This is a genomic window from Pseudomonas baltica, assembly GCF_014235765.1.
Taxonomy (GTDB): domain Bacteria; phylum Pseudomonadota; class Gammaproteobacteria; order Pseudomonadales; family Pseudomonadaceae; genus Aquipseudomonas; species Aquipseudomonas baltica.
In genome coordinates this window covers 1716836-1741880 of sequence record NZ_JACMYH010000001.1, presented here as the reverse complement: position 1 = coordinate 1741880, position 25045 = coordinate 1716836, and the positions used below count along the sequence as shown (strand labels likewise).

Annotated in this window: 12 protein-coding genes; 2 read left to right on the top strand and 10 right to left on the bottom strand. The window is 62.2% G+C overall.

Annotated features, from left to right (window positions below):
• Nucleotides 1-72: 72 nt before the first annotated feature.
• Nucleotides 73-759 carry a DNA repair protein RecO gene (recO, locus tag H7993_RS07750; RefSeq protein ID WP_185793973.1) on the top strand — a complete coding sequence of 229 codons (687 nt, stop codon included), beginning with the start codon at nt 73-75 and terminating at the stop codon, nt 757-759.
• Nucleotides 760-800: 41 nt separating this feature from the next.
• Nucleotides 801-1544: a pyridoxine 5'-phosphate synthase gene (gene pdxJ, locus H7993_RS07745; protein WP_185793972.1), complete on the top strand. Its 744-nt coding sequence runs from the start codon at nt 801-803 to the stop codon at nt 1542-1544.
• Here the strand turns inward: pdxJ and H7993_RS07740 are convergent.
• The 10 genes from H7993_RS07740 to H7993_RS07695 all read right to left on the bottom strand — a co-directional run bounded on the left by H7993_RS07740 (nt 1541) and on the right by H7993_RS07695 (nt 24987).
• Complete coding sequence (locus H7993_RS07740; RefSeq protein ID WP_185793971.1) at nt 1541-2728, bottom strand: M20 aminoacylase family protein; 1188 nt, start codon at nt 2726-2728, stop codon at nt 1541-1543. The two genes, pdxJ and H7993_RS07740, sit on opposite strands and share 4 nt — an antisense overlap.
• Nucleotides 2729-2763: 35 nt before the next feature.
• Nucleotides 2764-4065 carry an MFS transporter gene (locus tag H7993_RS07735; protein WP_185793970.1) on the bottom strand — a complete coding sequence of 434 codons (1302 nt, stop codon included), beginning with the start codon at nt 4063-4065 and terminating at the stop codon, nt 2764-2766.
• 383 nt (nt 4066-4448) lie between these two features.
• Nucleotides 4449-5351, bottom strand: a complete 903-nt coding sequence (locus H7993_RS07730) for a LysR family transcriptional regulator (RefSeq protein ID WP_185793969.1) — start codon at nt 5349-5351, stop codon at nt 4449-4451.
• A 54-nt stretch (nt 5352-5405) separates the two neighbouring features.
• Nucleotides 5406-6233, bottom strand: coding sequence for an ammonia-dependent NAD(+) synthetase (nadE, locus tag H7993_RS07725; RefSeq protein ID WP_185793968.1), 828 nt, complete (start codon nt 6231-6233; stop codon nt 5406-5408).
• 50 nt (nt 6234-6283) lie between these two features.
• Nucleotides 6284-6625, bottom strand: a complete 342-nt coding sequence (gene copM, locus H7993_RS07720; protein ID WP_185793967.1) for a CopM family metallochaperone — start codon at nt 6623-6625, stop codon at nt 6284-6286.
• 161 nt (nt 6626-6786) lie between these two features.
• Complete coding sequence (locus tag H7993_RS07715) at nt 6787-9672, bottom strand: ribonucleoside-diphosphate reductase subunit alpha (RefSeq protein WP_185793966.1); 2886 nt, start codon at nt 9670-9672, stop codon at nt 6787-6789.
• 531 nt (nt 9673-10203) lie between these two features.
• On the bottom strand, nt 10204-14640 hold the full coding sequence (locus H7993_RS07710; RefSeq protein WP_185793965.1) for a SpvB/TcaC N-terminal domain-containing protein: 4437 nt from the start codon (nt 14638-14640) through the stop codon (nt 10204-10206).
• Between the two features lie 112 nt (nt 14641-14752).
• Nucleotides 14753-19573, bottom strand: a complete 4821-nt coding sequence (locus tag H7993_RS07705) for a Tc toxin subunit A-related protein (RefSeq protein WP_185793964.1) — start codon at nt 19571-19573, stop codon at nt 14753-14755.
• 153 nt (nt 19574-19726) lie between these two features.
• The gene (locus H7993_RS07700) at nt 19727-23275 is read right to left on the bottom strand and encodes a Tc toxin subunit A (RefSeq protein ID WP_185793963.1); all 3549 of its coding nucleotides are present in this window, start codon (nt 23273-23275) and stop codon (nt 19727-19729) included.
• Nucleotides 23276-23463: 188 nt separating this feature from the next.
• Entirely contained in the window at nt 23464-24987 is a 1524-nt protein-coding gene (locus H7993_RS07695; protein ID WP_185793962.1) for a fumarate hydratase, read from the bottom strand.
• Nucleotides 24988-25045 lie beyond the last annotated feature (58 nt).

The following is a 25045-nucleotide window of genomic DNA, read 5'->3' as shown; positions in this document are numbered from 1 at the left end:
GCAGCAGATCTTCTGTTCGTTCGCGTGGGTTCGTGACGCGGCTTGCGCCGCTGCTACAGGTTTGCGTAAGTCATGTCCAATGCCCCGACGCCACAACCTGCCTACGTCCTGCACTCGCGCGCCTATCGCGAAACCAGTGCCCTCGTTGATTTCCTCACCCCCCAGGGCCGCCTGCGCGCCGTGTTGCGTAACGCGCGCGGCAAGGCGGGCACCCTGGCGCGTCCCTTCGTACCGCTCGAGGTCGAGTTTCGCGGCAAGGGCGAACTCAAGAACGTTTCGCGTATGGAGTCCGCCGGGGTGGCGGTGTGGATGCTCGGCGACGCGCTGTTCAGCGGCCTGTACCTCAACGAGCTGATCATCCGCCTGTTGCCCAGTGAAGACCCCCACCCCCAGCTGTTCGAGCATTATGCCGCCACCCTTCAGGCACTTGGCGCAGGGCGGGCGCTGGAGCCTTTGCTGCGCTCCTTCGAGTGGCGCCTGTTGGATCAGCTCGGTTATGGCTTTGCCTTGGACGTTGACGTCAATGGTGAGCCTGTGGCGGTCGACGGCTTGTACCGCTTGCTGGTGGATGCTGGCCTGGAACGGGTCGAGCTGTTGCAGCCAGGGTTGTTCCAGGGCGCCGAGTTGCTGGCCATGGCCCAGGCCAGCTGGGAAACGCCAGGTGCACTGGCCGCGGCCAAGCGCCTCATGCGCCAGGCCCTGGCGGTGCACCTGGGCGGTCGGCCGCTGGTCAGTCGCGAGCTGTTTCGCAAGCCCTGACCAACACGTATGCTGTGGCCTGGATTTTTCGGAGAGTTCTCGTGAATACCTGTAACCGCATTCTGCTGGGCGTCAATATCGACCACGTGGCGACGCTGCGCCAGGCCCGTGGCACGCGCTACCCCGATCCGGTCAAGGCCGCGCTCGACGCCGAGGAAGCCGGAGCCGATGGCATCACCGTGCATCTGCGTGAAGACCGTCGGCACATCCAGCCGCGCGACGTGCTGCTGCTCAAGGACGTGTTGCAGACCCGAATGAATTTCGAAATGGGCGTTACCGAGGCCATGCTGACCTTTGCCGAGCAGATTCGCCCGGCTCACGTCTGCCTGGTGCCTGAAACCCGCGAAGAACTGACCACCGAGGGCGGCCTGGACGTCGCCGGTCAGGAAGCCAAGATCAAGGCCGCCGTCGAGCGTCTGGGCAAGCTGGGGTGCGAGGTGTCGCTGTTCATCGATGCCGACGAGCGCCAGATCGAAGCCTCGAAGCGGGTGGGTGCGCCGGCTATCGAACTGCACACCGGCCGCTATGCCGACGCCCAGACCCCGACCGATGTCGCCGATGAGCTGCAACGAATCCTCGACGGCGTGGGTTTCGGTCTGGGCCACGGGCTGATCGTCAACGCCGGCCATGGTCTGCACTATCACAACGTCGAGCCGGTGGCCGCGATTCGCGGGGTCAACGAGCTGAACATCGGTCACGCGCTGGTGGCCCATGCGTTGTTCGTGGGCTTCAAGGCCGCGGTGGCCGAGATGAAGGCGTTGATTCAGGCGGCAAGCAAGCGCTAGTCGCCCAGTGGTTGCAGATAGTCTTCCACCAGCCTCGCCCAGCACGCGGCGCCCAAGGGAATGACCGCGTCGTTGAAGTCATAGTGGTCGTTGTGCACCGAGCAGCCATTGAACGACCCGGTGCCGTTCCCCAGGACGAAATAGCAGCCTGGACGCTCGTTCAGCATCCAGGCGAAGTCCTCGCTGCCCATCAAGCGCACCGGCATCTGCTCCAACACATTGTCCGCACCCAACACCGCGCAGGCTGCGGCATGCATACGTGCGGTTTCTTCGGGCGCATTGACCAGCACGGGTGCCAGCAACCGGTATTCAATGGCTGCGGTGACGCCGAAGCTGGCTGCCTGCCCCTGCACGATTTCGCGGATCCGTTGCTCCACCTTTTCGCGTACGGCAGGCGTTGCGGTACGCACACCGAGCATCAAGGTGGCGCTCTCTGGAATGATGTTGTAGACGGTACCGGCGCGGACCTTGCCCACACTCACCACCGCAGCGTCGCTGGTCGAAAGGTTGCGCGAAACCACCGTTTGCAACGCAGTGATGATGCCTGCCAGGGCTGGTATAGGATCAATGGCGCGTTCCGGCATGGCGCCATGGCCACCTCGGCCTGTCAGGGTAATCTGCACTTCTTCCGAAGACGCCATGAAGGCGCCGGACTGAACCACGGCCACCCCGACCGGCAAGCCGGGCATGTTGTGGAAGGCATAGACCGCGTCGCAGGGAAACCTGGCGAACAGGTCGGCTTGCAGCATCGAGCGCGCCCCCGTCAAACCTTCCTCGTCCGGCTGGAAAATCAAATTCAAGGTGCCGTCGAATCGAGCGTCTGCCGCCAGATGCTCCGCCGCCGCCAACAAGGTTGCAGTATGCCCATCGTGGCCACAGGCATGCATGCAGCCTGGGCGCTCGCTTGCCCAGGGCAGCCCGTTGCGCTCCAGGATGGGCAATGCATCCATGTCCGCTCGGATGCCCAGCGTACGTGTGGATTGCCCGCGCCTGAGTACGCCCACAACGCCTTTGCCCACGTCGGCATGGACTTCATAACCCCATGCAGCGAGCCGTTCGGCCACGATTGCCGCGGTGCGACAGGTGTCGATCCCCAGTTCGGGGTGGCGGTGAATGTCTTGGCGCAGTGTCGCAAATCGTGTTGCAGTGCTGAGCAGGTGCGGGTGAACCATGGGCTCGCTCATGGGCATCTTCCTCTGTGTTGCAGTGTATTGAACGATCAGTCGCGGCCGGGATGCTCTGGCAGCAGGCGCAGGGCACACAGACTGAGCGCCACGGTGGCCAACAGGTACAGCGCCGGGGTCAATGGGTTGCCGGTGACGTTGATCAGCCATGTCACCAGCAGCGGTGAGAATCCACCGAACAGCGTCACACTGACGCTGTAGATGATCGACATGCCGGTCACCCGCTGTTCCCGGGGGAATGCTTCGAGCAGCATGGCCATGCTCGGCGCCAGTCCGATCGCCATCGGTAGAATCAGCAGGATAATGGCCACGATGCACAGCAGAACGTTCTCGTGGCTCAAGAGCATGAATGCCGGGTAGACCGTCAGCAGCGCCAGCCCGGTAACCCCATAGAGCAACGGCTTGCGGCGAATGAAACCGTCCGCATAACGGCCGGCGATGGGCGTAATGACGACGAGCAGGGCGCTGGCCAGGCCGACCAGGGCAAACCCCAGGCTCTGCGGGCGGCCAAGTGTCTGGGTCAGGTAGGTGGGCATGTAATAGACCACCATGTACATGGTCACGGTGGTCGCCGACATCCAGGCGATGCCTAGCACCAGGGTGCGGCTTTGCGTATTGAGCAACTGTCCCAGCGAGGGTGCAGTGGCGGTGGCCGTATGCGTTTCATCCAGATGCTGGCGGATGAACCAGCCGACCGGGCCGATCAGCAGGCCGATCACGAATGGCACCCGCCATCCCCACTCCAGCAACGATGCCTCGCTGAGACTGCTGGTCAGCAGCAAGCCCGTGCCCGCACCCAGCAATGCGGCAGCGCCTTGACTGGCGCCCTGCCAGCTGACCACGAAGCAACGGTTGTCGGTGCGGCCCGACTCCATCATGAACGCCGACGCGCAACCCACTTCGCCACCGACTGAATGCCCCTGCAGCAGCCGGGCGATCACCAGCAGGACACTGGCACTGATGCCGATACTGGCGTAGGTGGGTGTGAAGGCGATGATGCCGGTACCCACCGTCATCAGGGCAATGGTCAGCGACAGTGCAGCCTTGCGCCCTCGGCGGTCGGCGACTCGACCGATGAGCAACGCACCCAAGGGCCGCATGACGAAGCCGACGGCAAATGTCGCCAGAGACATGAGCAGCGAGGCCATGGGCGAGGACCCGGGAAAGAACAACTGACCGATGATGACTGCGAAAAAGCTGTACACGGTGAAGTCGTAGATCTCCAGGCCGTTGCCCAGGGAAGAAGCGATGATGACCCGACGCATCTTGTTGGGCTGCGGTGCGGGCGGTGCATCGGCGACAGGAAGAGGTGAATCGCTGGCAAGAGTGCTTTTCATAGGTAAGGCCTGTACCCGGAATCGTGGTGCGGGCCAGTGTCGGGGATGGGTTCAGTCACTGCACATCACATTTAATCAAGGGCTTATGGCTTGGTTTCGATGGAGGCGTTGACTGATACCGGATGGCGCTGCTGGCGGGGAATGAGCGACCCAAAACCATCCAGACGAGTAGCGGAAAATGGGAAGGTTGGTAACCGTGGGAGCCGTTGCCTGCTGAGCTGAAGCCGTTTCATTCACTGACCGTAGGCTCTAGCCTGGGGATTCGGCAAAGTTGAGGGTCTGAAATTACGGTCCGTGCAAGGGCTTGAGTATTGCTCAACTCGAAATGTCTGAATCCGCTGTTTTGAAGGGGTCGCCGTCAGGGTATTGGTCCAAGTGGCCGTTTACGCAAAGCTGGCCTGCAGTTGACCGAACAACAGGCTCGCGGTCCGGGTCAGGTAGGCCTGGTTCACGCACACCACATTGACCGAAAAATCGGGAACCGCCTCTTGCAACCCAAGCGTATGCAGGTAGTTGGCCATATCGGTCATGCCCGCCCAGCAGGGTCCGAGAGCACTCTCACTGACCACCATCACGGCATCGCTCTCGATCAGCATCTTGAGCGCCAGATTCATTGCGGTGCATTCGAACACCTTGGACGGGCGGCCAAGCGCGCTGCCGGCGAACAGTTGATTGAACTGGGATTGGCTGTCTGCAACAGGATCGACGCTGATCCACTGGGCTTGCTGCAGTAACCGCAGCGATCTCACGTGGCGCAGCGGATGATCCTTGCGCACCGCCACGCTGCCGGGAATGCGGCACAGCGGCTGCCAGTCCAGGCCTACGGCATGGCTTGGCACTTGCGACGTCAGGGCAAAGTCCAGCAGGCCATCGCGCAGATGCTGCAGCAACTGGGCAGGGCGCATCTCCAGTACCTTCAGCGCGGCGTTTGGGTAGGTCTGCTGGAAACGCAGAAGGGTCTGTTGCAGTGGCGGCAGCAGCGCGGTGACGGGCGTCACTCCCAGGGTGACCTCGCTCACGGTCAGCCCCTTCATGTCTTCGATTTCCTGACGCGCTCGCCGCACGCTTTCCAGCGCCTGGCGAGCGTGGGTCAGCATGCGCTGGCCATGCTCGGTCAGGCTCATGCCTTTGTTGGAACGAACCAGAAGGGTAACCCCCAATTCGTTTTCCAGTTCCTTCATCGCCCGGCTCAATGCCGACTGCGTCAGGTGCAGCACGTGCGAGGCGTCTTGCAGGCTCCCGGTTTCATGAATACAGACAAGTGCGCGCAGTTGATGCAATTTCATTGTGGGTTGATCTCCCTGACCTGTTCAGATGATCAACCGCACATCGAAGGGAAATCAAGGCGAAAACGGCAGCACACGTTTGTGATGCGTCTGGTCGTACGCCTTCACGATAATCCCATAGGCTTCGTCGCCCACCGGCTTACCGTGGAGGAACGCGTCGATCTGCTGGTAGCTCACGCCATGGGCATCTTCGTCCGGCTTGCCGGGTCGCAGTTCTTCGAGGTCGGCCGTTGGCACTTTCATCACCAGATTGTCTGGTGCCCCGAGCCGGCGGGCGATGGCACGAACCTGGTTTTTCACCAGCCCGCTGAGCGGCGCCAGGTCGCACGCCCCATCACCGAACTTGGTGAAGAACCCCATGACGGCCTCGGCGGCATGGTCCGTGCCGATCACCAGCCCATTGTTGGCATTGGCGATGGTGTACTGCGCGACCATGCGGATCCGTGCCTTGACGTTGCCCATGACGAAATCGCGACGGGCATCGCTCAGACCGTGCAGTTGTGCTGTCTGCTGGGCAAGGCCTTGCACGGCATCGGCGATGTTCACCGTTTCTTCGACATCCGCCTTGATGAAGCGCAACGAGGCGGCAGCGTCGTCCTCGTCGTGCTGGACGTTGTAGGGCAGGCGCACTGCGATGAATCGGTAGTCAGGGTCGCCGCTGCTCTCGCGCAGTTCCTCGATGGCCACCTGTGCCAGGCGCCCGGCCGTGAGCGAGTCGACGCCGCCGCTGATGCCCAGTACCAGAACCTTCAAGCCGGCCGTGGTCAGACACTGCTTGATGAACGCCTTGCGGCGTTCCATTTCCTGGTCGATGGCGTGGTCGTCGGCGAACGGCGGGATCACGGCCAGGGCGGCTGCGATTTCGCTTTGGCGGTTGCTCATGGGCGGACTCCTTGAAGTGGGGGGCGAGCGCGATAGGGCGAAAGCTTACATCACTTCTGATGCTTCTTGACCCACGTCTCCATCTGATCGATTTCCGCCTGCTGGGCCTTGATGATGTTCTCGGCCAGCTTGCGCATCTCAGCGTCCTTGCCGTATTTCAACTCGATCCTGGCCATGTCCAGTGCGGCCTTGTGGTGGGCCAGCATGCCTTTGGCGAAAGCGACGTCGGCGTCGGTCTCCATGCCGCCTTCGTGCATGGATTTCTGCATGGTCTCCATGCTCATCATGTACTCGTGCTGCATCGGGGTCATGTCGCTGTTGCTGTGCGACATTTCGGCGGCAAAGGCTGGGGCGGCCATACAGGCCAGGAGCAGGGCAGCGGTGGTTTTCATGGTAGTGACCAATCCGAGGTGGGTTCGAGGGGTTGACGGGTAACCGTGGGGAAGGTTCCACGTGCGGTGTTTCGGGATGTGCGAGAACAGCGTCCGCGCGCCGAGCACAAAAAAGCCCGCTTCACGTTACCGTGAGGCGGGCTTCAGGGTCTAGCGGTCGCTTACTGGCAAGCTTCGCAATCCGGCTCGTCGATTGCACAGGCCTTTGGCACGGGTGCCGGGCCGGCTGGCGCGGCCTGCATCGGGGCGCTGTTACCGCCACTCGACACTGCATTGAGGTTGCTGGTGCTGATGGTCGACTTCTCGGTGCTGGTCGCGGCCAGGGCACGGAGGTAGTAGGTGGTCTTCAGGCCACGGTACCAGGCCATGCGGTAGGTCACGTCGAGCTTCTTGCCCGAAGCGCCGGCGATGTACAGGTTCAGCGACTGGGCCTGGTCGATCCACTTCTGGCGACGGCTGGCTGCATCGACGATCCACTTGGTGTCCACTTCGAACGCGGTCGCATAGAGGTCTTTCAATTCCTGCGGGATGCGTTCGATCTGCTGTACCGAGCCGTCGTAGTACTTCAAGTCGTTGATCATGACCGAGTCCCACAGGCCGCGCTCTTTCAGGTCGCGAACCAGGTAGGGGTTGATCACGGTGAACTCGCCCGACAGGTTCGATTTCACGTACAGGTTCTGGTAGGTCGGTTCGATCGACTGCGACACGCCGGTGATGTTGGCGATGGTCGCGGTCGGCGCGATGGCCATGATGTTCGAGTTGCGAATGCCTTTCTGCACGCGGGCACGGACCGGCGCCCAGTCCAGCGATTCGTTGAGGTCGACATCGATGTATTTCTGGCCACGGGCTTCGATCAGGATCTGTTGCGAATCCAGCGGCAGGATGCCTTTGGACCACAGCGAACCCTGGAACGTCTCGTAGGCGCCACGCTCGTCGGCCAGGTCGCACGACGCCTGGATAGCGTAGTAGCTGACCGCTTCCATCGACTTGTCGGCGAACTCGACGGCGGCATCGGAACCGTACGGGATGTGCTGTTTGTACAGCGCATCCTGGAAGCCCATGATGCCCAGGCCGACCGGGCGGTGCTTGAAGTTGGAGTTGCGCGCCTGCGGCACCGAGTAGTAGTTGATGTCGATCACGTTGTCGAGCATGCGCACGGCGGTGTTGATGGTGCGCTCGAGCTTGGCGGTGTCCAGCTTGCCGTCGGCAATGTGGTTCGGCAGGTTGATCGAGCCCAGGTTGCAGACCGCGATCTCGTCCTTGTTGGTGTTCAGGGTGATCTCGGTGCACAGGTTCGAGCTGTGGACCACGCCCACGTGCTGCTGCGGCGAGCGCAGGTTGCACGGGTCCTTGAAGGTCAGCCATGGGTGGCCGGTTTCGAACAGCATCGACAGCATCTTGCGCCACAGGTCTTTGGCCTGGACGGTCTTGAATACCTTGATCTTGTTGTACTCGGTCAGCGCTTCGTAGTACTCGTAGCGCTCCTCGAAGGCCTTGCCGGTCAGGTCGTGCAGGTCCGGCACTTCGTTGGGCGAGAACAGGGTCCACTTGCCGTCGTCGAAGACGCGCTTCATGAACAGGTCGGGGATCCAGTTGGCGGTGTTCATGTCGTGGGTACGACGACGGTCATCACCGGTGTTCTTGCGCAGCTCGATGAATTCTTCGATGTCCAGGTGCCAGGTTTCCAGGTACGCGCAGACCGCGCCCTTGCGCTTGCCGCCCTGGTTCACTGCCACGGCGGTGTCGTTGACGACCTTCAGGAAAGGTACGACGCCTTGGGATTTACCGTTGGTGCCCTTGATGTACGAGCCCAGCGCGCGCACTGGCGTCCAGTCGTTGCCCAGGCCGCCGGCGAATTTGGACAGCATGGCGTTGTCGTGGATCGCGCCGTAGATGCCCGACAGGTCGTCCGGTACGGTGGTCAGGTAGCAGCTCGACAGCTGCGGACGCAGGGTGCCGGCGTTGAACAGGGTCGGGGTCGAGGCCATGTAGTCGAAGGACGACAACAGGTTGTAGAACTCGATCGCACGGTCTTCTTTGTTCTTCTCCTCGATCGCCAGGCCCATGGCCACGCGCATGAAGAAGATCTGCGGCAGTTCGAAACGCACGCCATCCTTGTGGATGAAGTAGCGGTCGTACAAGGTCTGCAGGCCCAGGTAGGTGAACTGCTGATCGCGCTCGTGGTTGATCGCCCGGCCCAGTTTTTCAAGGTCGAAGGTGGCCAGCACGGGGTTCAGCAGTTCGAACTCGATACCCTTGGCGATGTAGGAGGGCAGCGCTTTGGCATACAGGTCGACCATCTCGTGGTGCGTGGCGCTTTCAGCCACTTCCAGGAAGCTCAGGCCTTCGGCGCGCAAGGTGTCCATCAGCAGGCGGGCGGTGACGAACGAGTAGTTCGGCTCGCGCTCGACCAGGGTGCGCGAGGTCATCACCAGGGCGGTGTTGACGTCGGTGAGGGCCACGCCGTCGTACAGGTTCTTCAGGGTTTCTTTCTGGATCAGGCCACCGTCGACTTCGGCCAGGCCTTCGCAGGCTTCGTTGATGATGGTGTTCAGGCGGCCCATGTCCAGCGGCGCCAGGCTGCCGTCGGCCTTGGTGATGCGGATGCTGGGGTGCGCTTCGACCGGTGCATCGGCCGGAATGCGGGTGGCGCGCTCCTTTGAGCGCTCGTTGCGGTAGATCACGTAGTCGCGCGCGACCTTCTGCTCGCCGGCGCGCATCAGGGCCAGTTCGACCTGGTCCTGGATCTCTTCGATGTGGATGGTGCCACCCGATGGCATGCGCCGCTTGAAAGTGGCGGTGACCTGTTCGGTCAGGCGCGCGACGGTGTCGTGGATGCGCGACGAGGCGGCGGCATTGCCGCCTTCAACTGCAAGGAACGCCTTGGTGATGGCCACGGTGATCTTGTCGTCGGTATAGCCGACCACGGTACCGTTGCGCTTGATCACGCGCAGTTGGCCTGGAGCGGTCGCGGCCAGATCCAGATTGGCATCGTTGGCCTGCGGCGCCTTGGCCGGCGAGTTCTCGCGAGTTGTGTCGGTTTGCATGGGGTGAGTATCTCCACGTTCAAAAATTTGAGCGGACGCCAATCGTTGGGTCCGTCACCGAAAAGCTGTCCGCGGAAGGCCGAGGCCTTCAGCCGGGTGTAGGAAAGAGCGGAAAATGCGGCCGTCCGCAGGTAGCGGCAGGCGGAGAATTCGTGGGCGAAAAAACTCGGGGAAAGCACGCTGCAAGGGCTTGAGTTCTTGCTTTGACTTGTGCTTGGTTTTTCAGGCGAAACCCTACATGTAGTGGTTTTGCGCGCCGGGGATACAAGATAATGCGGTCTGGGGGTCATTGCAAGGTGCCAGACTGTGGATAACATGTGGGTATTGTGTGGGTGACGGCGCTAGCCCGCGCCGTGTCTGGACTGGAGGCAAATGACCGTTTGTCCCCAGACTTTTGGTGAACCTCGCCACAGGCCCACTAGACAACTGACGCTCACCGGGCTTGGCAAGCGACGCTGTCACTTCATGGCTCGACAGGGCGGCGACATGCCGCCCTGCGAGCAGTGTCCGCCGGGCTAGCGGCGGCAGGGATCAAGCCTCGGCAGCGCGCATCGCCAGCACCTCCTCGGCCGTGTCGTTTTCGTCTTCGCTGATGCTGTACCAAGGGGTATGGCGCTGGCGGCGCAACCAGCCCGCCGCAGTCCAGGTTTCCGTCGGCCGTCCCAGGGCGTCATAGCGCTGCAGATCATGGTAGCTGTGCTCGGCATCGCGATGGCTGGCGTCATCGATATAGCGATCACTGTTGGCGAAGTACGGACGGTACACACGAATCACCTGTCCCTTGGTGTCGTACTCCACGCGCTGGCTGACCCGCCAGCGTGGATCGGCATGGGCATCCTCGGCCAGCAGCATACCGTCACCGTCCACCTGGTGGGCCATGCCGGGCTCGACCCGCTGCTTGCTTTGCAGGTTGCGCCCGAAGCCGTCGAAACTCTCGATGCTCATGCGTACCTGGCACTCGGGGTCGCCGGGGTAGCGATCGGCCTGGAACGCCGCCACGCGAACCGGCTGGCGAGGATAGCTGGCCAGTGGCGCCAGAGTCTCGGCGACCGCGTCGGCCAACAAGCCCTGCTGCCATCCCTGGCGAGCCGAGGCACGCAGCTGCCCACTCAGGGTCACGCGACCGGCCATTACCTGCTCGCCCAGCGCGTAGCTGTCGGTCACACCAACGGCGGGCACCTCGCCCATCCAGGCATCGCCTTCATGGATATAGGCCATGGCCCAGTCACCCAGGCCAGCGGCGTCGTCGGCAATCGCTTCGGCAATACTGCCGGCCATGGTCTGGCCCTGCAACGGTGCAAAGCCCACCGGCTCGCCCATCTCGGTGCCGAAGAAGCTGCTCAGCGACAAGCGTCCGAAGGCGTCATAGCTGGCTTGCTGGCGATTGTCGTTGGGGTCGACCACGTCCACCGGCTGCAAGTGCCGGTAGTCATACCGTGCCTGGGTAGTGCAGCCATCGGCGGCGATTACCTTCACTGGCAGCAACTGGTAGGCATCGTACTGCACGCGTGTTTCACCCATCGCGGGGCTCTGCCGGTAGGCCTGGACCTTGTAGAACGCCTGGGCGTCGCCGTAGGTGGCATACCCCTGGCGCACCGACCACAGCACGCGGTCCGGCTCTTCGGGCAGGAATGCCGGCATGCGTCGATAACCCAGTTCCACCAGCTTGGCGTCCAGCGCTTGCGGCTCCAATACCTCTGCATAGGCTTGCAGCGCTGCTTCATCCAGCTCGGCCGCCTCGGCGAAGTCGGCCAGGGCGAGGAAACTGGCGCTGCCGTCGCTGCACCCTTGATAGCGTTGCATGCTCAAGGCGGTCAGGGTCCTGGGCGCGGTGTTGCCCAACAGTCCATCGTCACGCAACAGCGCTTCGTAGCCGAGCTGGTCCAGTGTCACGTCGGCCTTGGGCAGCGACCAGGCGTTGCCCCGTGCACGGTAGGGCAGGTGCAAGCGCCAGTACTGTGGGTCATCGGCCAGATGGATGGCTTGGGTACGGCTTTCGCTGAAGTAATAGCGATGCTGGGCCGGGTCGAACGCATCTCGCCACCAGGTCTGCTCGTGTTCGTCGCTGTAGGGTGGGGTGTCGATCTCGTGCTTGCGCCGGGCATAGGCGATGCTGACTGCGTGGGTCACTGCACCGAAAGCATCGGCGCGCAATTGCACGCTGTGGCTGCATTGCGGGTCGTCGGCGATGCGCTCGTACTGGTAGCTCAGGGTTTCCAGGGTCATGGGCAGCAGGGTGGCGTAACGCTGCCGCGCGCTGCGCGGTTGCAGCAGGCGCAGGGCAGGGCGCTGTACCTGCACCGAATAAGGCACCGCCGCACAGGCTTGACCGTCCAGGCCGAACACTTCGGTGCGCAGCACCTGACCGCTGAGCGCCCGGGCCATGTCGTGGCGCAAGCCTTCGTCCTGCTCGGTGACGATGCTGTCATTGCCGGTCTGGGCATCGTGGCGCAGCAGCAGAATCGGGCCCAGTGTCCGTGCCTGCGGATCATGCTCGACGGTGCCATGCAGGACTTCATCCACTGCTCGGCCGGTGTGGTACCAGGTCTTGGTCAGCAGCACTGGCGAGGTTGGCTCGGCACTCGCCGACGGCGCTTCGGAGTCCGTGGCGATCACCAGGCCGAAGCCACGCATCTCGCGCTCGCGGCCGTCGTAGTGACCTCGGCGATACTGCACGCGCTGGCTCAAGGTATTGCCGGTGATCTCGTCGTGCTGGGTCTGGCCCACCACCACGTGCACCGGAAACGGCAGCTCGGCAACCGGTGTGAGCCCTGCGGCCAGCTGTTCGGCTTTTTCATCCAGCCATTCCTGAGCCGAACTGCGGTAGCAGGCCTGGGTGTCCGCGCCCATGTTGTTGTTCGACCCCACCAGCAGGTAGGGCTTGCGACCTGAATTGAAGTCCAGCTGCCAATGCTGTCCCGGCAGGTGCGGTACGCTGAGCACCAGGCTCGAACAGCCCAGCCCTTGCAGGTCGGCAACACTGACCTGCCAGCTGTTGTCGTAGCGCAGGCCCTGGGGCCAGGCCTGCAGCACCGGTTCGGCAAAGCCATTGCCGCTCTGGTTCAGGAACACCTGCGCATGCTCGCTGCTCAGGTAGATCAGGTCGGCGGCGCCGGAGCCATCCAGGTCAGCCAGGCGTACCCGCGACGCATCGAACTCGCGGAAGGCAAACGGCAGGCTGGCCATCTTGAAGCTTTTGCCGAACATGCCGCGGCCCAGGTTCGGCCAGCAGCGCAGCTCGTCATGGCGGATGCGGATCAAGTGCTGCTGGCCACTGCCCAGCACGTCGCTGAACGCCACCAACTCATGCTGGCTGTTGCTGGCCAATGGCAACGCGTCGTCGGCGTGGGCAACGTCACGGGGCAGGGCAAAGCCTTTGTCGCGCGCGCTGGGGTACAGCCGCACGCTGCGGCTGCCGATCATCGCGAAATCACGCAGGCCATCGCCGACAAGGTCGGTCATTTGCCCCTCGGCGCTGAAGAACTCCAGTGGAAAGGCATCGAACGGGTGGAAACCGGACCACGCTCGATCGTTGCCCAAGGTGAAGAAACCGCTGTACCCGGGCTGGGCGACGATCCAATCCAGACGGCCGTCGCCGGTCAGGTCGCTGAGGAACTGGCGAGCGGGCTTGCGCGCGTCCGCGACCGGTTGCCTGGGCAATTGCTGCCAAGGTGCGTAGGCCACGGCATCAGGGTCGGCCGAGTCATCGCCGCGCACCGGTTCGCGGTAGCGCCAACTGTCGTCCTGGCGGTAGAGCACGCCAGGCAGGCCTTCGCCGTACAGGTCAACCAACTGATAGGTCTGGCCATCGTCGAGGCCCGGCATCGCTTCGAACTCGCGGTAACGCGCGTCTTCGAAGCGGAAATGCTCGTAGCGAAATTCCAGCGGCGGCTGTTCGACCATCTCGGTGCCTTCACAGGCCTGAGCGATGGCGGCCGTGAGCAGGCTGTAACCGTGACACTGGCGATATTCCAGCCACAAGCGGTTGACCAGCACGGGCGCGCTGCCCAGTTCGTCGAACCGATGGAACATCAGCACCTGATGGCACCGCCGCAAGCTTCGCAGTTCGAAACCGTAGGCAAAGTTGGCGATGGGGTCGGGCCGCAGCGGCCAGGGCTGGCTGGCGGCGTAGGTCGGTACGCTGCCCTGCTCGATGGCGCGTTCGCCATAGTCCAGCACCAGGTCGAAATGCCAATGCTCGGGCAGGCTCGCTTCATCCCACAAATACAGCGGTGCATGGGCGGTGAAGTTGCCATAGCGCACGCGGCTCAGGTAGCGCTGGGCGCTGTGGTCGCGTTCATCGCCTTCAGCCAGACCAACCCCGTCTTCGGCGCGGTACTCGTAGACGACGTGATCGCCGGTGGGCGTTACCGATTCCTCCAGCAGCCATTCGCCCACCTGCTGCGGCGCGTGGGCTGGGAAGACGCGCGCACTGGCGCGCTTGCCGTACAGGTGCAGGCCGCCATCGCTCCCATGGACCAGCCAGAACCCGGCGTCGGCATCGTCCAGCTGCCAATGCTCGATACGCGCGAAGCTGCCTTCCACTCTGGGGCAGTGGCGAGTCACTCGGTAACTGGCCCCCAGCGCCTGGCCGCGAAAGGTATGGACGGTGGTGCTGACGATGACGCCTTGGGCGTCGCGCTGTGGCAGCAGGACATCGCCGCCCGGGCCGACCATTTCGTCGTCGACGGTGTACGCCGGGACGCCTTTTTGCGTGCGCCGGGCGATGCTCTCACGGCTCAGGCCCCAGCCCATGCCGCAGGGGCCGTTACCGGCGCCGCTGCTGTAGCTCAGGCCCAGTTGTGGGGTGGCGCCGCGGCCCGGTGACAGCGGCAGCGCAATGCTGAACGAGGCAGCGCCGCTGGCGCCCACCGAGCCCCAGCCCTTGCCGATGCTCTGGATGGCGCCGCCACCCTTGGGAAGTGAAGGCGTGTTGATCGCCAGTGAGGTGTCGTGGTGTGTATTCATGAGTAGGTATCACTGAAAATGGCACAGAGACCGGGCCCACGGCCCGGTCATTGAATGCTGAGTCGCCTCTGTCGCGGGCAGAGGGCTCTGCCCGCGAACGCGGTCGCCTGATCTACGCCGACTTGGCGGTGTAGCTCACTCGCACGATCACATCGCTCAACGCCGTCAACAGCTCGGGCGTGGAACGGGTGAAGCGCAGGTTCCAGGTCGACACCGCCCCTGTGCCCTCGAACGGCAGGTAGCGCTCGTCGTCGAAGTTCAAGGTGAACATGCCATCGTCATCGACCCCGCTGGACAGGGCGATCTGCTGGCTGGCGCGCATGTTTTCCCAGACGTTGGCGCCCACTGTGTCGCCCATTTCGACCTTGCTGTAGGTTTGCGTAAGCACGGCCGCCAAGTCCTCGTAAGGGCCCAGCACCGCCGGCAAGGTCACGCTCACACGTTTGATGCGGCGCAGGTACTGGCTGGGGTAGTCGCTGTCGAAGAGGCCCTGTTCCAGCTTGATTTCCAGCCCACCGGTCTTGCCCAAGTCCTCGACGATGGTCGCCCACGGCTTGGCCTCGGTTTCCTGCAGACGGCGCACCGACACGGTCTTGGTGATCTCCAGCGAGCGCGCATTGCGTTGCAGATAGGCCGCTTCCATCTTCATCAGGTTGAGCTTTAGCGACTCACCGGCGGTAAGGCCGCGGTAGCTGTCCTTCCAGGCACCCGGCTGAATGAAGCGGGTCTTCAAGTCGGCGATCTCGTACTGCCAGCACGCTTCGGCCGCCAGGCACAGCGACAAGGTGGTGTCGTAGGCCTGGTAGTAAAACGTGGCGAACTGACCGTTGAGCCATTGGTACAGCTGGGCATTGGTGAAACGCTTGTTGAGGAACTGGAAGGTGGTAGCCGCTTGGTCGACCATCAGCTCGGTCTGGCGCAGTTGCTCGGCGGTGACCTTGGCCTGCTCGTCGTGCACCGCCAGTTGCGCGTCGATCTGCTCGATCTCGCGCTTGGCCTGGTCTTCGGCGTGCATCCATTCCTGATGGCGACGACGGTATTGCTCGGTGCGGTCCAAAGCTTCAGCCGCGCCATGGAAAGCGGTGGCCATGCCCTGCGCCACCGCGGTGGCGATGCCGGTGACGCCTTCCAGACGCCAGCCGCCAGTGGTGGCGCCGACAATGGCACCGCTGGCGACGCCGGCGATCACGCCGCCGACCGCCCCCGCCTGGTTCGGTGCTACCTTGAGGCCCTCGCCGATGGCCTGGGACACGAAACCCACGCCTTCAGCCACTCGGCCTTGCAGGTGCAGGGCACCGGCAGACACTTCGCCGGCGCTCACCATCTCAGTCGCCAGGCTGGCGTAATGCGTCAGGCGGCTTTCGGCGATGGCGCGGCTGGCCAGCAACGCCTTGCGGCCTTCAGCTTCAACACGCTGAACCAGCTCTTGCAGTACGACGGCCTGCTTGGCCATGTCCCACGCTTGCTGCTGTTGCATTTCCTGAAGTTGAGCGTTGTCTTTGCGCTCGAGCAATGACAGCAGGGTGCTGCCGAACTGGATCAGATTCTCCACCGCAGCGCTGGCGCGATTGTGCATCACGCTGAAGCGGTAGTGCGGAATCTCCTGGCCTAGCAAACGGCCCGCGCCACCGCCGGCCGCTGCAGAGCCGAATGCCGACATCAAGGCACGCGGATCCAGCGGCGCAGCGAATAGCGGCAGTTGTAACGGCTTGCCGTCCAGGGTGCGGTTGTGGCGCAGGTTGCGCAGGCGTGCTTCGGCGGTGTCCCAGTTCTGCACCAGCTCGCGGTTCAGGGCCACACGGAAATGCGGGCTGTCCAGTTCCGGCACGGTGGGGTCGTTGGCGAACGCCATGAGCGCCAGCGGCGGCTGCTGGAAGATGATGAGTGACCGACCGTCGTTCTCGGCGGCACTTTCGGCGACCAGGCGCTCCTGCTCGATCAGACGTTGCTCGAACGCGCGCAGCCCGCCGCTGACCGAATCCGACAGCTTTTTCAGCGTCAGCGGGTTCCAGCCACTGACCAGGCGTTTGTCCGGACGCGGGCCCAACAGGTCCAGTACGCGCACATACCAAAGCTTGGCTTCGTTCAACGCATCCGGCGTCAACTGGCGATACGCCGCATCGCCGCGGTCCAGCAGGTTCTTGATGAAGTGGCTGTACACCGCCTTGCGGTAATGCACCGGGTTATCGCTGGCAATGCCGTCGGGGTCGATCGGTGCACGGGTGGCACGCTCGCGGCTCAGGTCGTCCACCAGCGGGCGCACGTTCCAGTAGTCGGGACGGCCGCTGCTGTCGGCGCGTCGGCTAGGGTCGAAGATGAAGCTGAGCCAGTACTCGGCTTGGCTGAACTGCTGTTCGGTGTTCAGGCGGTGGCTGATGAGGAAGGGCAGATGGAAGAACAGTTCCCAGAAGTACAGGCCGTTGGCGCCTTTGAAGTCCATGCTCGGCTGCTCGCCAACACCCGAGAGGGATGGCTCCGGCAACAGTTGTGTATGCCAGGACAACAGGTTCTCGACAGCGATATTCGCTCGTTCGATCAGCGTGCGACTGAACAGAGTGTTCATGCGTATAGGGTGTCGGCCGCCAGTAAGGGCATCATTCTGGGCAATGCTTGAATCGGTAAAGTCAATGAATTCGGCAATGCCCATCGACATGTCCTGATGGGCACCCATACCGGGTGCTTTCAAGTGACCGCTGGTCGTGGCGTATTCCAGTTCGATTTCGGTCGCCTTAACACAGTGGCCTGCGCCTCGTTCTCCGTTGGCACCCCGCTGGGTACAGTAGACCCCATGAATAAGGGTGAACTTCTTCGCATTGCCCGACCAAGTATTGGTTGCCCACGCAGGCCTCAGCGTTTCAGGGTCAATATTGATGCTGATCTGTCTCTTGGCACCGCTTTCGAGCGTCAACGCGGTATGGTGATCAGCCGTCAGATTAACTTTGTCCGCCATGCTGGGCGGATTGGGGATTGCCATCGACGCGGGGCGAGCGACGAACTGGGTGAAGGCATGTAGATCCGAGATGGAAAATCGAGAGGCGCCAAAGTTTGACATTTGTGTGTCACCGGGAAACGACACGGTCAGCTGCACGTCAGTAGGAAACTCAATAATTTTATCGACCAACTCTTTTTGGATGTATTTCCCGGCCAAGCTCATCGATCCCGACGCCATGTTCAGACGAAGCCGCTCATTGTCACTGAGTTCATCGCGGATGGCAGAGCTGATTGTCCAGTCTTTGAACCCTTGGAAATAGCAATCGGGTTCGGTCTTGAACTTTCCCCTGGCCGCAGTGAGCGTCGACCCTTCCGCTAATCGATAGTAATTGTAGTACTTGTACAATTCGGTGGGGCCATCGGGATTGAGGACGAGTTTTAACGCTATAGGTTTGATGGCATCGTCAGATGAGAACTCAATCGTTCGAGTTGGTCTCACAGGCCAAGGTGCTGTCACGGTGGTGTCGAACGTCAATACCGAACGCTCCGAATCCAGGACAACGTCCAGCCCTTGGGCAGGGCTGCCAACGGTGTTTCGCCATCCTTCATAATCCCAGCCGCGTACATCGCCTGTTCCCGCATGGGGAGCAGTAGTCTCGACACTTGAAATACGCATGGGTAGCGGGGCGACACGGAACTGGAATCGGCCAGCATTCAGCTGAGCGAATACAACACCTGAGCGCAGTACGAACAGGTGCCGGTCAGCGGGCACGAATGGCTCATTGGCTGCGACCTTCCCCGAGGCAGGAAAAAGTGGCGTAGCGTTGAAGTTCTTGTCGAGCTGAAGGGTATGCAGAAGTCCGTATTGATCATTCAGGCCGTCGCGTGAGTGGGCGTCTGGCTCGCTGAGATCAGGTCGGTAATCCGCATGGACCGCAAGGTACAGGTACTCTGAAGCGGTGCTGGCGTCTACCACGGCAATGGTGTTCAGGCGCGATGTGCCGATGTCCTTGACGAGTTCACGTTCAGCGGGCACTTGCAAGTAGCAAAGCGGCGCACTCCAGCTGTCATCATATTTCTTGTACGTCAGGTTAAGGCGCAGCTGTTGTGTTGATTTGGGTGTCGAGCCGGTCAGCAGCTGGGGTGGGTACTCAACGTCGGTCTTGGACAGTGTGGCTTGCACTTCGCCATTGTCAGAAGAACTCGTGCTGTCCGTGACTTCCAACCACACCACGAACAGGCGGTTGTTGAAATAGACCGGGCGAACGGTGTGCTCGATGGCCGAGTCTGAAATCGGCAGGTTGGCGCGTTTCCAGTCTGACCACGCTCCGGGGTTGGGATTATCCTCCTTCGGCCCTTGGGTACCACTAACGTAAGTGCGTTCGGCCATGTTTACCGAGCGCCAGTAATAGGCGCCTTCGGCGCGGGACTTGCCGATGAAGTAGTACGTGGACTCTTTGAAATCCGTTCCATTGATATAGCCGTTGATGATGCTCAGATTGGCCACTTCCTCGAAGCTGGCCAGGTAGTTTTTTACCGCCTCCTGAGTGGTGTCCACGCTAATACGGTTCTGGTTGATGTCGTTTTCCAGCTGCTGGAAATACGCCGACTTTTTCATCCGCAGCGAGGGATCGATATACAGCGAGGGGTACCAGGCCAGCTGCTGGTTGGCGGCCCACAACGGGTACTGGCTACGCTGGTCGCGCCATTCGCCGAGCAGCGCTTCGCTGAAGCGCACGTTGTCGTAACCCGGCTCCATGCCCAGCAGCGCGCCGTTGATGTACTGCTGCAGACTGGCGATGGCACTGGCTACGGGGCTGGTTTCCACAGCCTGGGTGACCTGGGTGTCCAGCAGCAGGTATTCGTAGAGGTCGTTTTCGGTTTTCAGTTTATTGGCCAGGCCAAGGTCGGCCAGAGTGTCGTCGTTGGGCACGACTTCGCCCAGGTAGTAGGCGACGAGGGCGTCGCGAAAGCTTTCGTTGAGTGTGGCTGCAATGGTCATGCAGTGAATTCCTTTAAGTGATGTATGAAAGGGCGCCTAGGGCCTGCCACTTCGCGGGCAGGCCCCGCTCCCACAAGAGGTCGGGGTGCAGCGACGAGCCCTGTGGGAGCGGGTTCTACCCGCGAAGTGGCAGGCCCAGGCACACCTGATGAATCAGCGGCTCACGGCCGCCATGGCCGCCTGGCCCACCGTTTGCCAGTCAGCTTCGGGGCTGTCGGCATTCAGGGAGCAGGCTTTGAGCAGGGTCGCGGCGTCGAGGCCGGTTTCCAGCGAAAGGGCCTGTGCGCGGCGCACCCAGTCGATATGGGCAACGGTCTTGGCGGTTTGCTGAGGCAGCAGCGCGGTGAGCATCGCCACCTCGCTTTCGCTCCAGCCCAGCAAGCTCGCCAGGGCGGCATTGCAGGTTTGCGACTGGACCGCCAGTTGGCGTTTGCCGGGCCGTCTGGATACCAATGCATTGGCTTGCTGCACGTAACCGAGCAGGCGCTCTTCCGGCTGGCCCAAGGTGTTGAACAGGCTGTCGTAGGCCTTGAGCAGGTGCAGGGTGTTCAAGGACAACGGCCACAGGTTGTCGCACCCCAGCCACGCCGGATTGACGACGAAGGTGCGCAACGCGGCGGCGCCGACCTTGGCCCAGCTGACAGCGCGTGCGCAGGTGCCGATCTGGCGCAGGTCGGCCAGAACCGCACTCACTTTGGCGGCATCGGGCTCGGTGTTTATTGGCCAGGCCTGGAGGGTGCGCTCGAGCAGGCGGTAGGGTGAAACATCGGCGCAGTGGGCGACCCATACCGCCAATTCCGGCAGGAGCGTGGTGTGTTCCTGCAGCAGGCCTTCCACAAGCCGCTGCTGGCGGCACAGGGCGTTGGCCAGATACGTATTCAGTGTGTCTTCGGCGATCTGGACGTCACTGGCGGCCAGCCCCAGCGAGGCGACCAGCGAGCGAACCTTTTCTGCCAACTGCTGCTGATCGGTGTCGGTCAGCGTTGGTTGAAGCGGCTTGACCAGCCCGGCCGCATCAATGATGGCTGAGGTCCCTTTGCCCAGTTCCATGTGCCAGTCGATGGCCGCGCCGGTGGCTTTGTTGGGTAGACCGAGGGCGGATATCGTGGCAGCGTTCACGGCCAAGGTACGGGCCTCATCGGCCATCTGCTGCAGGCGCTCGAGCAGGGCGGTGGCTGGCTCCTGCGCGTCGCCCGTATCCAACAAGGCAAGCAATCCGGTAACCGTGAGCTTATTAATTGCGGCCCAACGTGCTACCCAGTCCAGCTCCATCAAGATGTCGAGGATGTCAGCGGGGGCATTGCCGGTATCGAGGCGTGGCAGCAGCTTGCCCTTGGCCAATGTGTTGACGTACTCCTCCCCACCCAACAAGCGCAACACTTGCTGGCACTCGGCAATACTCATCCCGAACAGCTGCGCGCAACGTGCCTGGCGGTATAACGATCCCATGAGCAGTGGCGTTCGCCGCAGCACACTCGCTACGTTGATACGAGCAGCCGCTACCATCAGCCCGAAGGACTGCGCATCAGGTTCAACGCCAAGCCCCGCGCACAGTTGGTTGATGGTTTTCGATGAAGTGGGGGTTGCAGGGTAGTCAAATGCGTTGTGGTCGAGGACCAACGGCGTGCCGAACAACATCGGGGTATTGAAGACCCTGTCGAACAGCGATGATCTGTGCTGGGTGGCAAAGGGGCACAGGTCGTCCATGAACGCCGCAAATTCGTCGGGAGCCATGCCGTGGTGCTGGTTGAAATAGCGGAATACCCCCAGGCAGCGCAGGGTATTGGCATTCAGCTCACGGGCTGGGTTGCTACCATATTCGCCGCGCATCGCGGCAATGATCAGTGTGTCCAGTTCCGCAAACGGTATGTCCAGCCAGCGCTGCAGGCGGATCATGCGTTGCATGCGGTCCAGCCTGTCGGGGGAGATATTGACCAGGATCCAGCGCTGGCTGCCTTCGCGCTGAATCAGATCGATTGCATTGTTGTAGCGGCGGTCGTCGCTGATGCAAGCGTCCATCGCGCCACCGGCATTGATATAGCTTGCGGCGTGGTGGGAAGGGTTGGGCAGGCGCCGCGCAGGCGCTGAGTCGGCGGCTGTCGCGTGTTTGGACAGGCAGTTTGGCGAAAGCGTGGTTCGCCCGCTTTTACGCGCGATCAGTGCTTCCAGTTGCTCGGCATCGATGCCGGTCTGACCGCAAAAACGGTCGGTGTCTGCCAACTGCTGGCCATCGACCGAGTTTTCCACCACGCCAAGGTGGTCGGTGAAATACCGCTGCTGCAGATCATCGAGCCGCGGCGCGGCGGACAAGTCGATACAGATTCGCCACTGAGCGATCAGGGGTTGGCGACCCACATTGGTACCCACGTTTACGATGAAGGTCGCCGAGTAATCGGCGGGAAGTACCAGGCCAGGGTTGTTGCTTGGATCGAGGTACATGTGCAGGCGGCTACCCAGCTTTTGCGAAACGTGGTTGTAGTTGATCGAATAAGCGCCTGGCACGTTGACCATCATGCAAGCGGTCAGGGTGATGACTTTTTCGCCTGCCGCACCGCGTACGCTGAGTTGGATGAGCGTATTGGTCTTCGTGTTGCCTGATGCGACAGCTGCAGGTGTACAGACCACGCCTTCCTGGTTGGGGACCAAAAGATGGAGGTTGTAATTCTCGTAGGGATACAACGTACTGAAGGCTGGTGAGATCCAAGCGGCTGCAGGGTTCAATGCTCGATCCAGCTCAGCGGCATTGATTGTGAATGTTGGAAAGAGGCTGGGAGCAGTCAGCAATTTCTGCTGCGCGGGGCTTAACCCAGAGAGCAATTGCTGCGCCTGGGTATGGCTGTAACGACTGGTCTTCGGCTGGGCCACGGGCACCGTCAAACTCAGCTTGTGGTTGATTTCCCCCAGCTGTGGCTTGTCTCCAGCCAGTGCCAAGCTCACCTGCTGATGCGCAAAGTGATACGGAAACACGAACGGATGCTTTTTCTCCGCCAGCAACTCATGAATCGGCCGCGCGTCGCCTTTCTCCGTCTGGTATTTGGCAATGCCCTGGCTCAACACGTTGTTCACCAGGTCCAGCATTGGCACGCTCTGGTAGGTGCTCTGCTCGTCGATCACCAGGCTGTCCAGATCCGGCCGGCGCACCGCCAGCGGTATCCGCAGTGGCGAGGTAGACGCGCCTTCGATCTTCTGCTCGGCAAAGCGGCGCAACGAGCCCAGGTAGGCCACCGGGCCGTCCATGGCTTCGATGGCGCCGACCTTGCAGAACTGGTCCCAGTTTTCCTTGAACAGGTTGGGGTAGCTCGGGCCGATGTCGACCAGTGCACGCACGCCGGTCTGCGGAGCGATCAGTGGCAGGTTGCGGCCTGAGGACACGATGTCTTCACGATAGGAACGGGCGATCTGGGTGGCGTAGCACAGGGCATTGTCGTAGGCCAGTTCGCCATCGGCATCGCTGAGGGTGCGTAGCTGACGGGTGAATTCGGCCTTGGGTTGGCGAATGATGTCGAATACCGAGCTCATGCCCATTTCCGGCATCGCATCGGCGAAGCTCATTCTGCCCAGCAGGTGGTTTTCCGGAGTGAGTGGAACAAGGTTGTCGAACAGCGGGTTGGGTGTTGGATCCGCCAGCTCGGGCAGCTCGACCTCGGCAGGCAGGTGGTCGCCGTCATCGAAAACTGGGTCGGGGAGTTCAGGTGTGTTCATGGTGTGCCTCGCTCATGGGGGTAATCAGGGCCGACTTTTTAGCGGGCCTGCCGAGAGCGGGATATCCATAGAACTGATAGGTAGGCAAAGCCTGGCAATGCGGTTAGGGTCGCCTGTCCAGCTGAATCCGGCTCATGAACGCAAAAAGCCCGGCACAGGGCCGGGCTTCTCGGTTCAGCACAAAACGCTTACTGCACTTCCACCGCCAGGCTTTCGGCGATCCTGGCTTGCCAGATGGCCGGCCCGGTGATGTGCACCGACTCACCCTTGCTGTCGACAGCCACGGTGACCGGCATGTCCTTGACGTCGAACTCGTAGATCGCTTCCATGCCCAGTTCTTCGAAGGCCACTACGCGCGACTTCTTGATCGCCTGGGCCACCAGGTAGGCGGCGCCACCCACGGCCATCAGGTACACGGCCTTGTGGTCCTTGATCGCCTCGATGGCGGTGGGGCCGCGCTCGGACTTGCCGATCATGCCCAGCAGGCCGGTCTGGTCGAGGATCTGCCGGGTGAACTTGTCCATCCGCGTGGCGGTGGTCGGACCGGCAGGGCCTACCACTTCTTCACGGACCGGATCGACCGGGCCGACGTAGTAGATGAAGCGGCCCTTGAGGTCGACCGGCAGGGTTTCACCCCTGTTCAGCATCTCGACCATGCGCTTGTGCGCAGCATCGCGGCCGGTGAGCATCTTGCCATTGAGCAGGACGGTTTCGCCGGGCTGCCAGCTTTGCACCTCTTCGGGCGTCAGCGTGTCGAGATTGACCCGGCGCGCCGACGGGCCGGCTTCCCAGACGATTTCCGGGTAAGCGTCCAGGTCCGGCGCTTCGAGTTCAGCCGGGCCGGAGCCGTCGAGCACGAAGTGGGCGTGGCGAGTGGCGGCGCAGTTGGGGATCATGCACACCGGCAAGGAGGCAGCGTGGGTCGGGTAGTCCATGATCTTGACGTCGAGCACGGTGGTCAGGCCGCCGAGGCCCTGGGCGCCGATGCCCAGCTGGTTGACTTTCTCGAACAGCTCCAGGCGGATCTCCTCGATGCGGTTCTGTGGGCCGCGGGCCTTGAGTTCGTGGATGTCGATGGACTCCATCAACACTTCCTTGGCCATTACCGCAGCCTTCTCGGCCGTGCCGCCGATACCGATGCCGAGCATGCCGGGCGGGCACCAGCCCGCGCCCATGGTCGGCACGGTCTTGAGTACCCAGTCGACGATCGAGTCGGACGGGTTGAGCATGGCCATCTTCGACTTGTTCTCGGAGCCACCGCCCTTGGCGGCTACATCCACTTCCACGGTGTTGCCGGGAACGATGGAGTAGTGGATCACGGCCGGCGTGTTGTCCTTGGTGTTGCGGCGAGCGCCAGCCGGGTCGGCCAGGATGGACGCGCGCAGCACGTTCTCCGGCAGGTTGTAGGCGCGGCGCACGCCCTCGTTGATCATGTCGTCCAGGCTCATGGTGGCGCCGTCCCAGCGCACATCCATGCCTACCCGCACGAACACGGTGACGATGCCGGTGTCCTGGCAGATCGGCCGATGGCCGGTGGCGCACATGCGCGAGTTGATCAGGATCTGGGCGATGGAGTCGCGCGCCGCCGGGGATTCTTCACGCAGGTAGGCCTGGTGCATGGCCTGAATGAAATCCACGGGGTGGTAATAGGAAATGAATTGCAGGGCGTCGGCGACGCTCTGAATCAGGTCGTCTTGTTTGATCACGGTCATGGGGCGCGCTCCTCTTGTGGGGAACATTCGTTGAAAAAGCCGGTCAGGTCTTGCCTGG

Coding starts and splice junctions, on each gene's coding strand:
- recO (WP_185793973.1), top strand. CDS start 73: ATGTCCAATGCCCCGACGCCACAACCTGCCTACGTCCTGCACTCGCGC.
- H7993_RS07700 (WP_185793963.1), bottom strand. CDS start 23,275: ATGAACACACCTGAACTCCCCGACCCAGTTTTCGATGACGGCGACCAC.
- H7993_RS07695 (WP_185793962.1), bottom strand. CDS start 24,987: ATGACCGTGATCAAACAAGACGACCTGATTCAGAGCGTCGCCGACGCC.
- H7993_RS07705 (WP_185793964.1), bottom strand. CDS start 19,573: ATGACCATTGCAGCCACACTCAACGAAAGCTTTCGCGACGCCCTCGTC.
- H7993_RS07735 (WP_185793970.1), bottom strand. CDS start 4,065: ATGAAAAGCACTCTTGCCAGCGATTCACCTCTTCCTGTCGCCGATGCA.
- copM (WP_185793967.1), bottom strand. CDS start 6,625: ATGAAAACCACCGCTGCCCTGCTCCTGGCCTGTATGGCCGCCCCAGCC.
- H7993_RS07715 (WP_185793966.1), bottom strand. CDS start 9,672: ATGCAAACCGACACAACTCGCGAGAACTCGCCGGCCAAGGCGCCGCAG.
- H7993_RS07730 (WP_185793969.1), bottom strand. CDS start 5,351: ATGAAATTGCATCAACTGCGCGCACTTGTCTGTATTCATGAAACCGGG.
- H7993_RS07710 (WP_185793965.1), bottom strand. CDS start 14,640: ATGAATACACACCACGACACCTCACTGGCGATCAACACGCCTTCACTT.
- H7993_RS07740 (WP_185793971.1), bottom strand. CDS start 2,728: ATGAGCGAGCCCATGGTTCACCCGCACCTGCTCAGCACTGCAACACGA.
- nadE (WP_185793968.1), bottom strand. CDS start 6,233: ATGAGCAACCGCCAAAGCGAAATCGCAGCCGCCCTGGCCGTGATCCCG.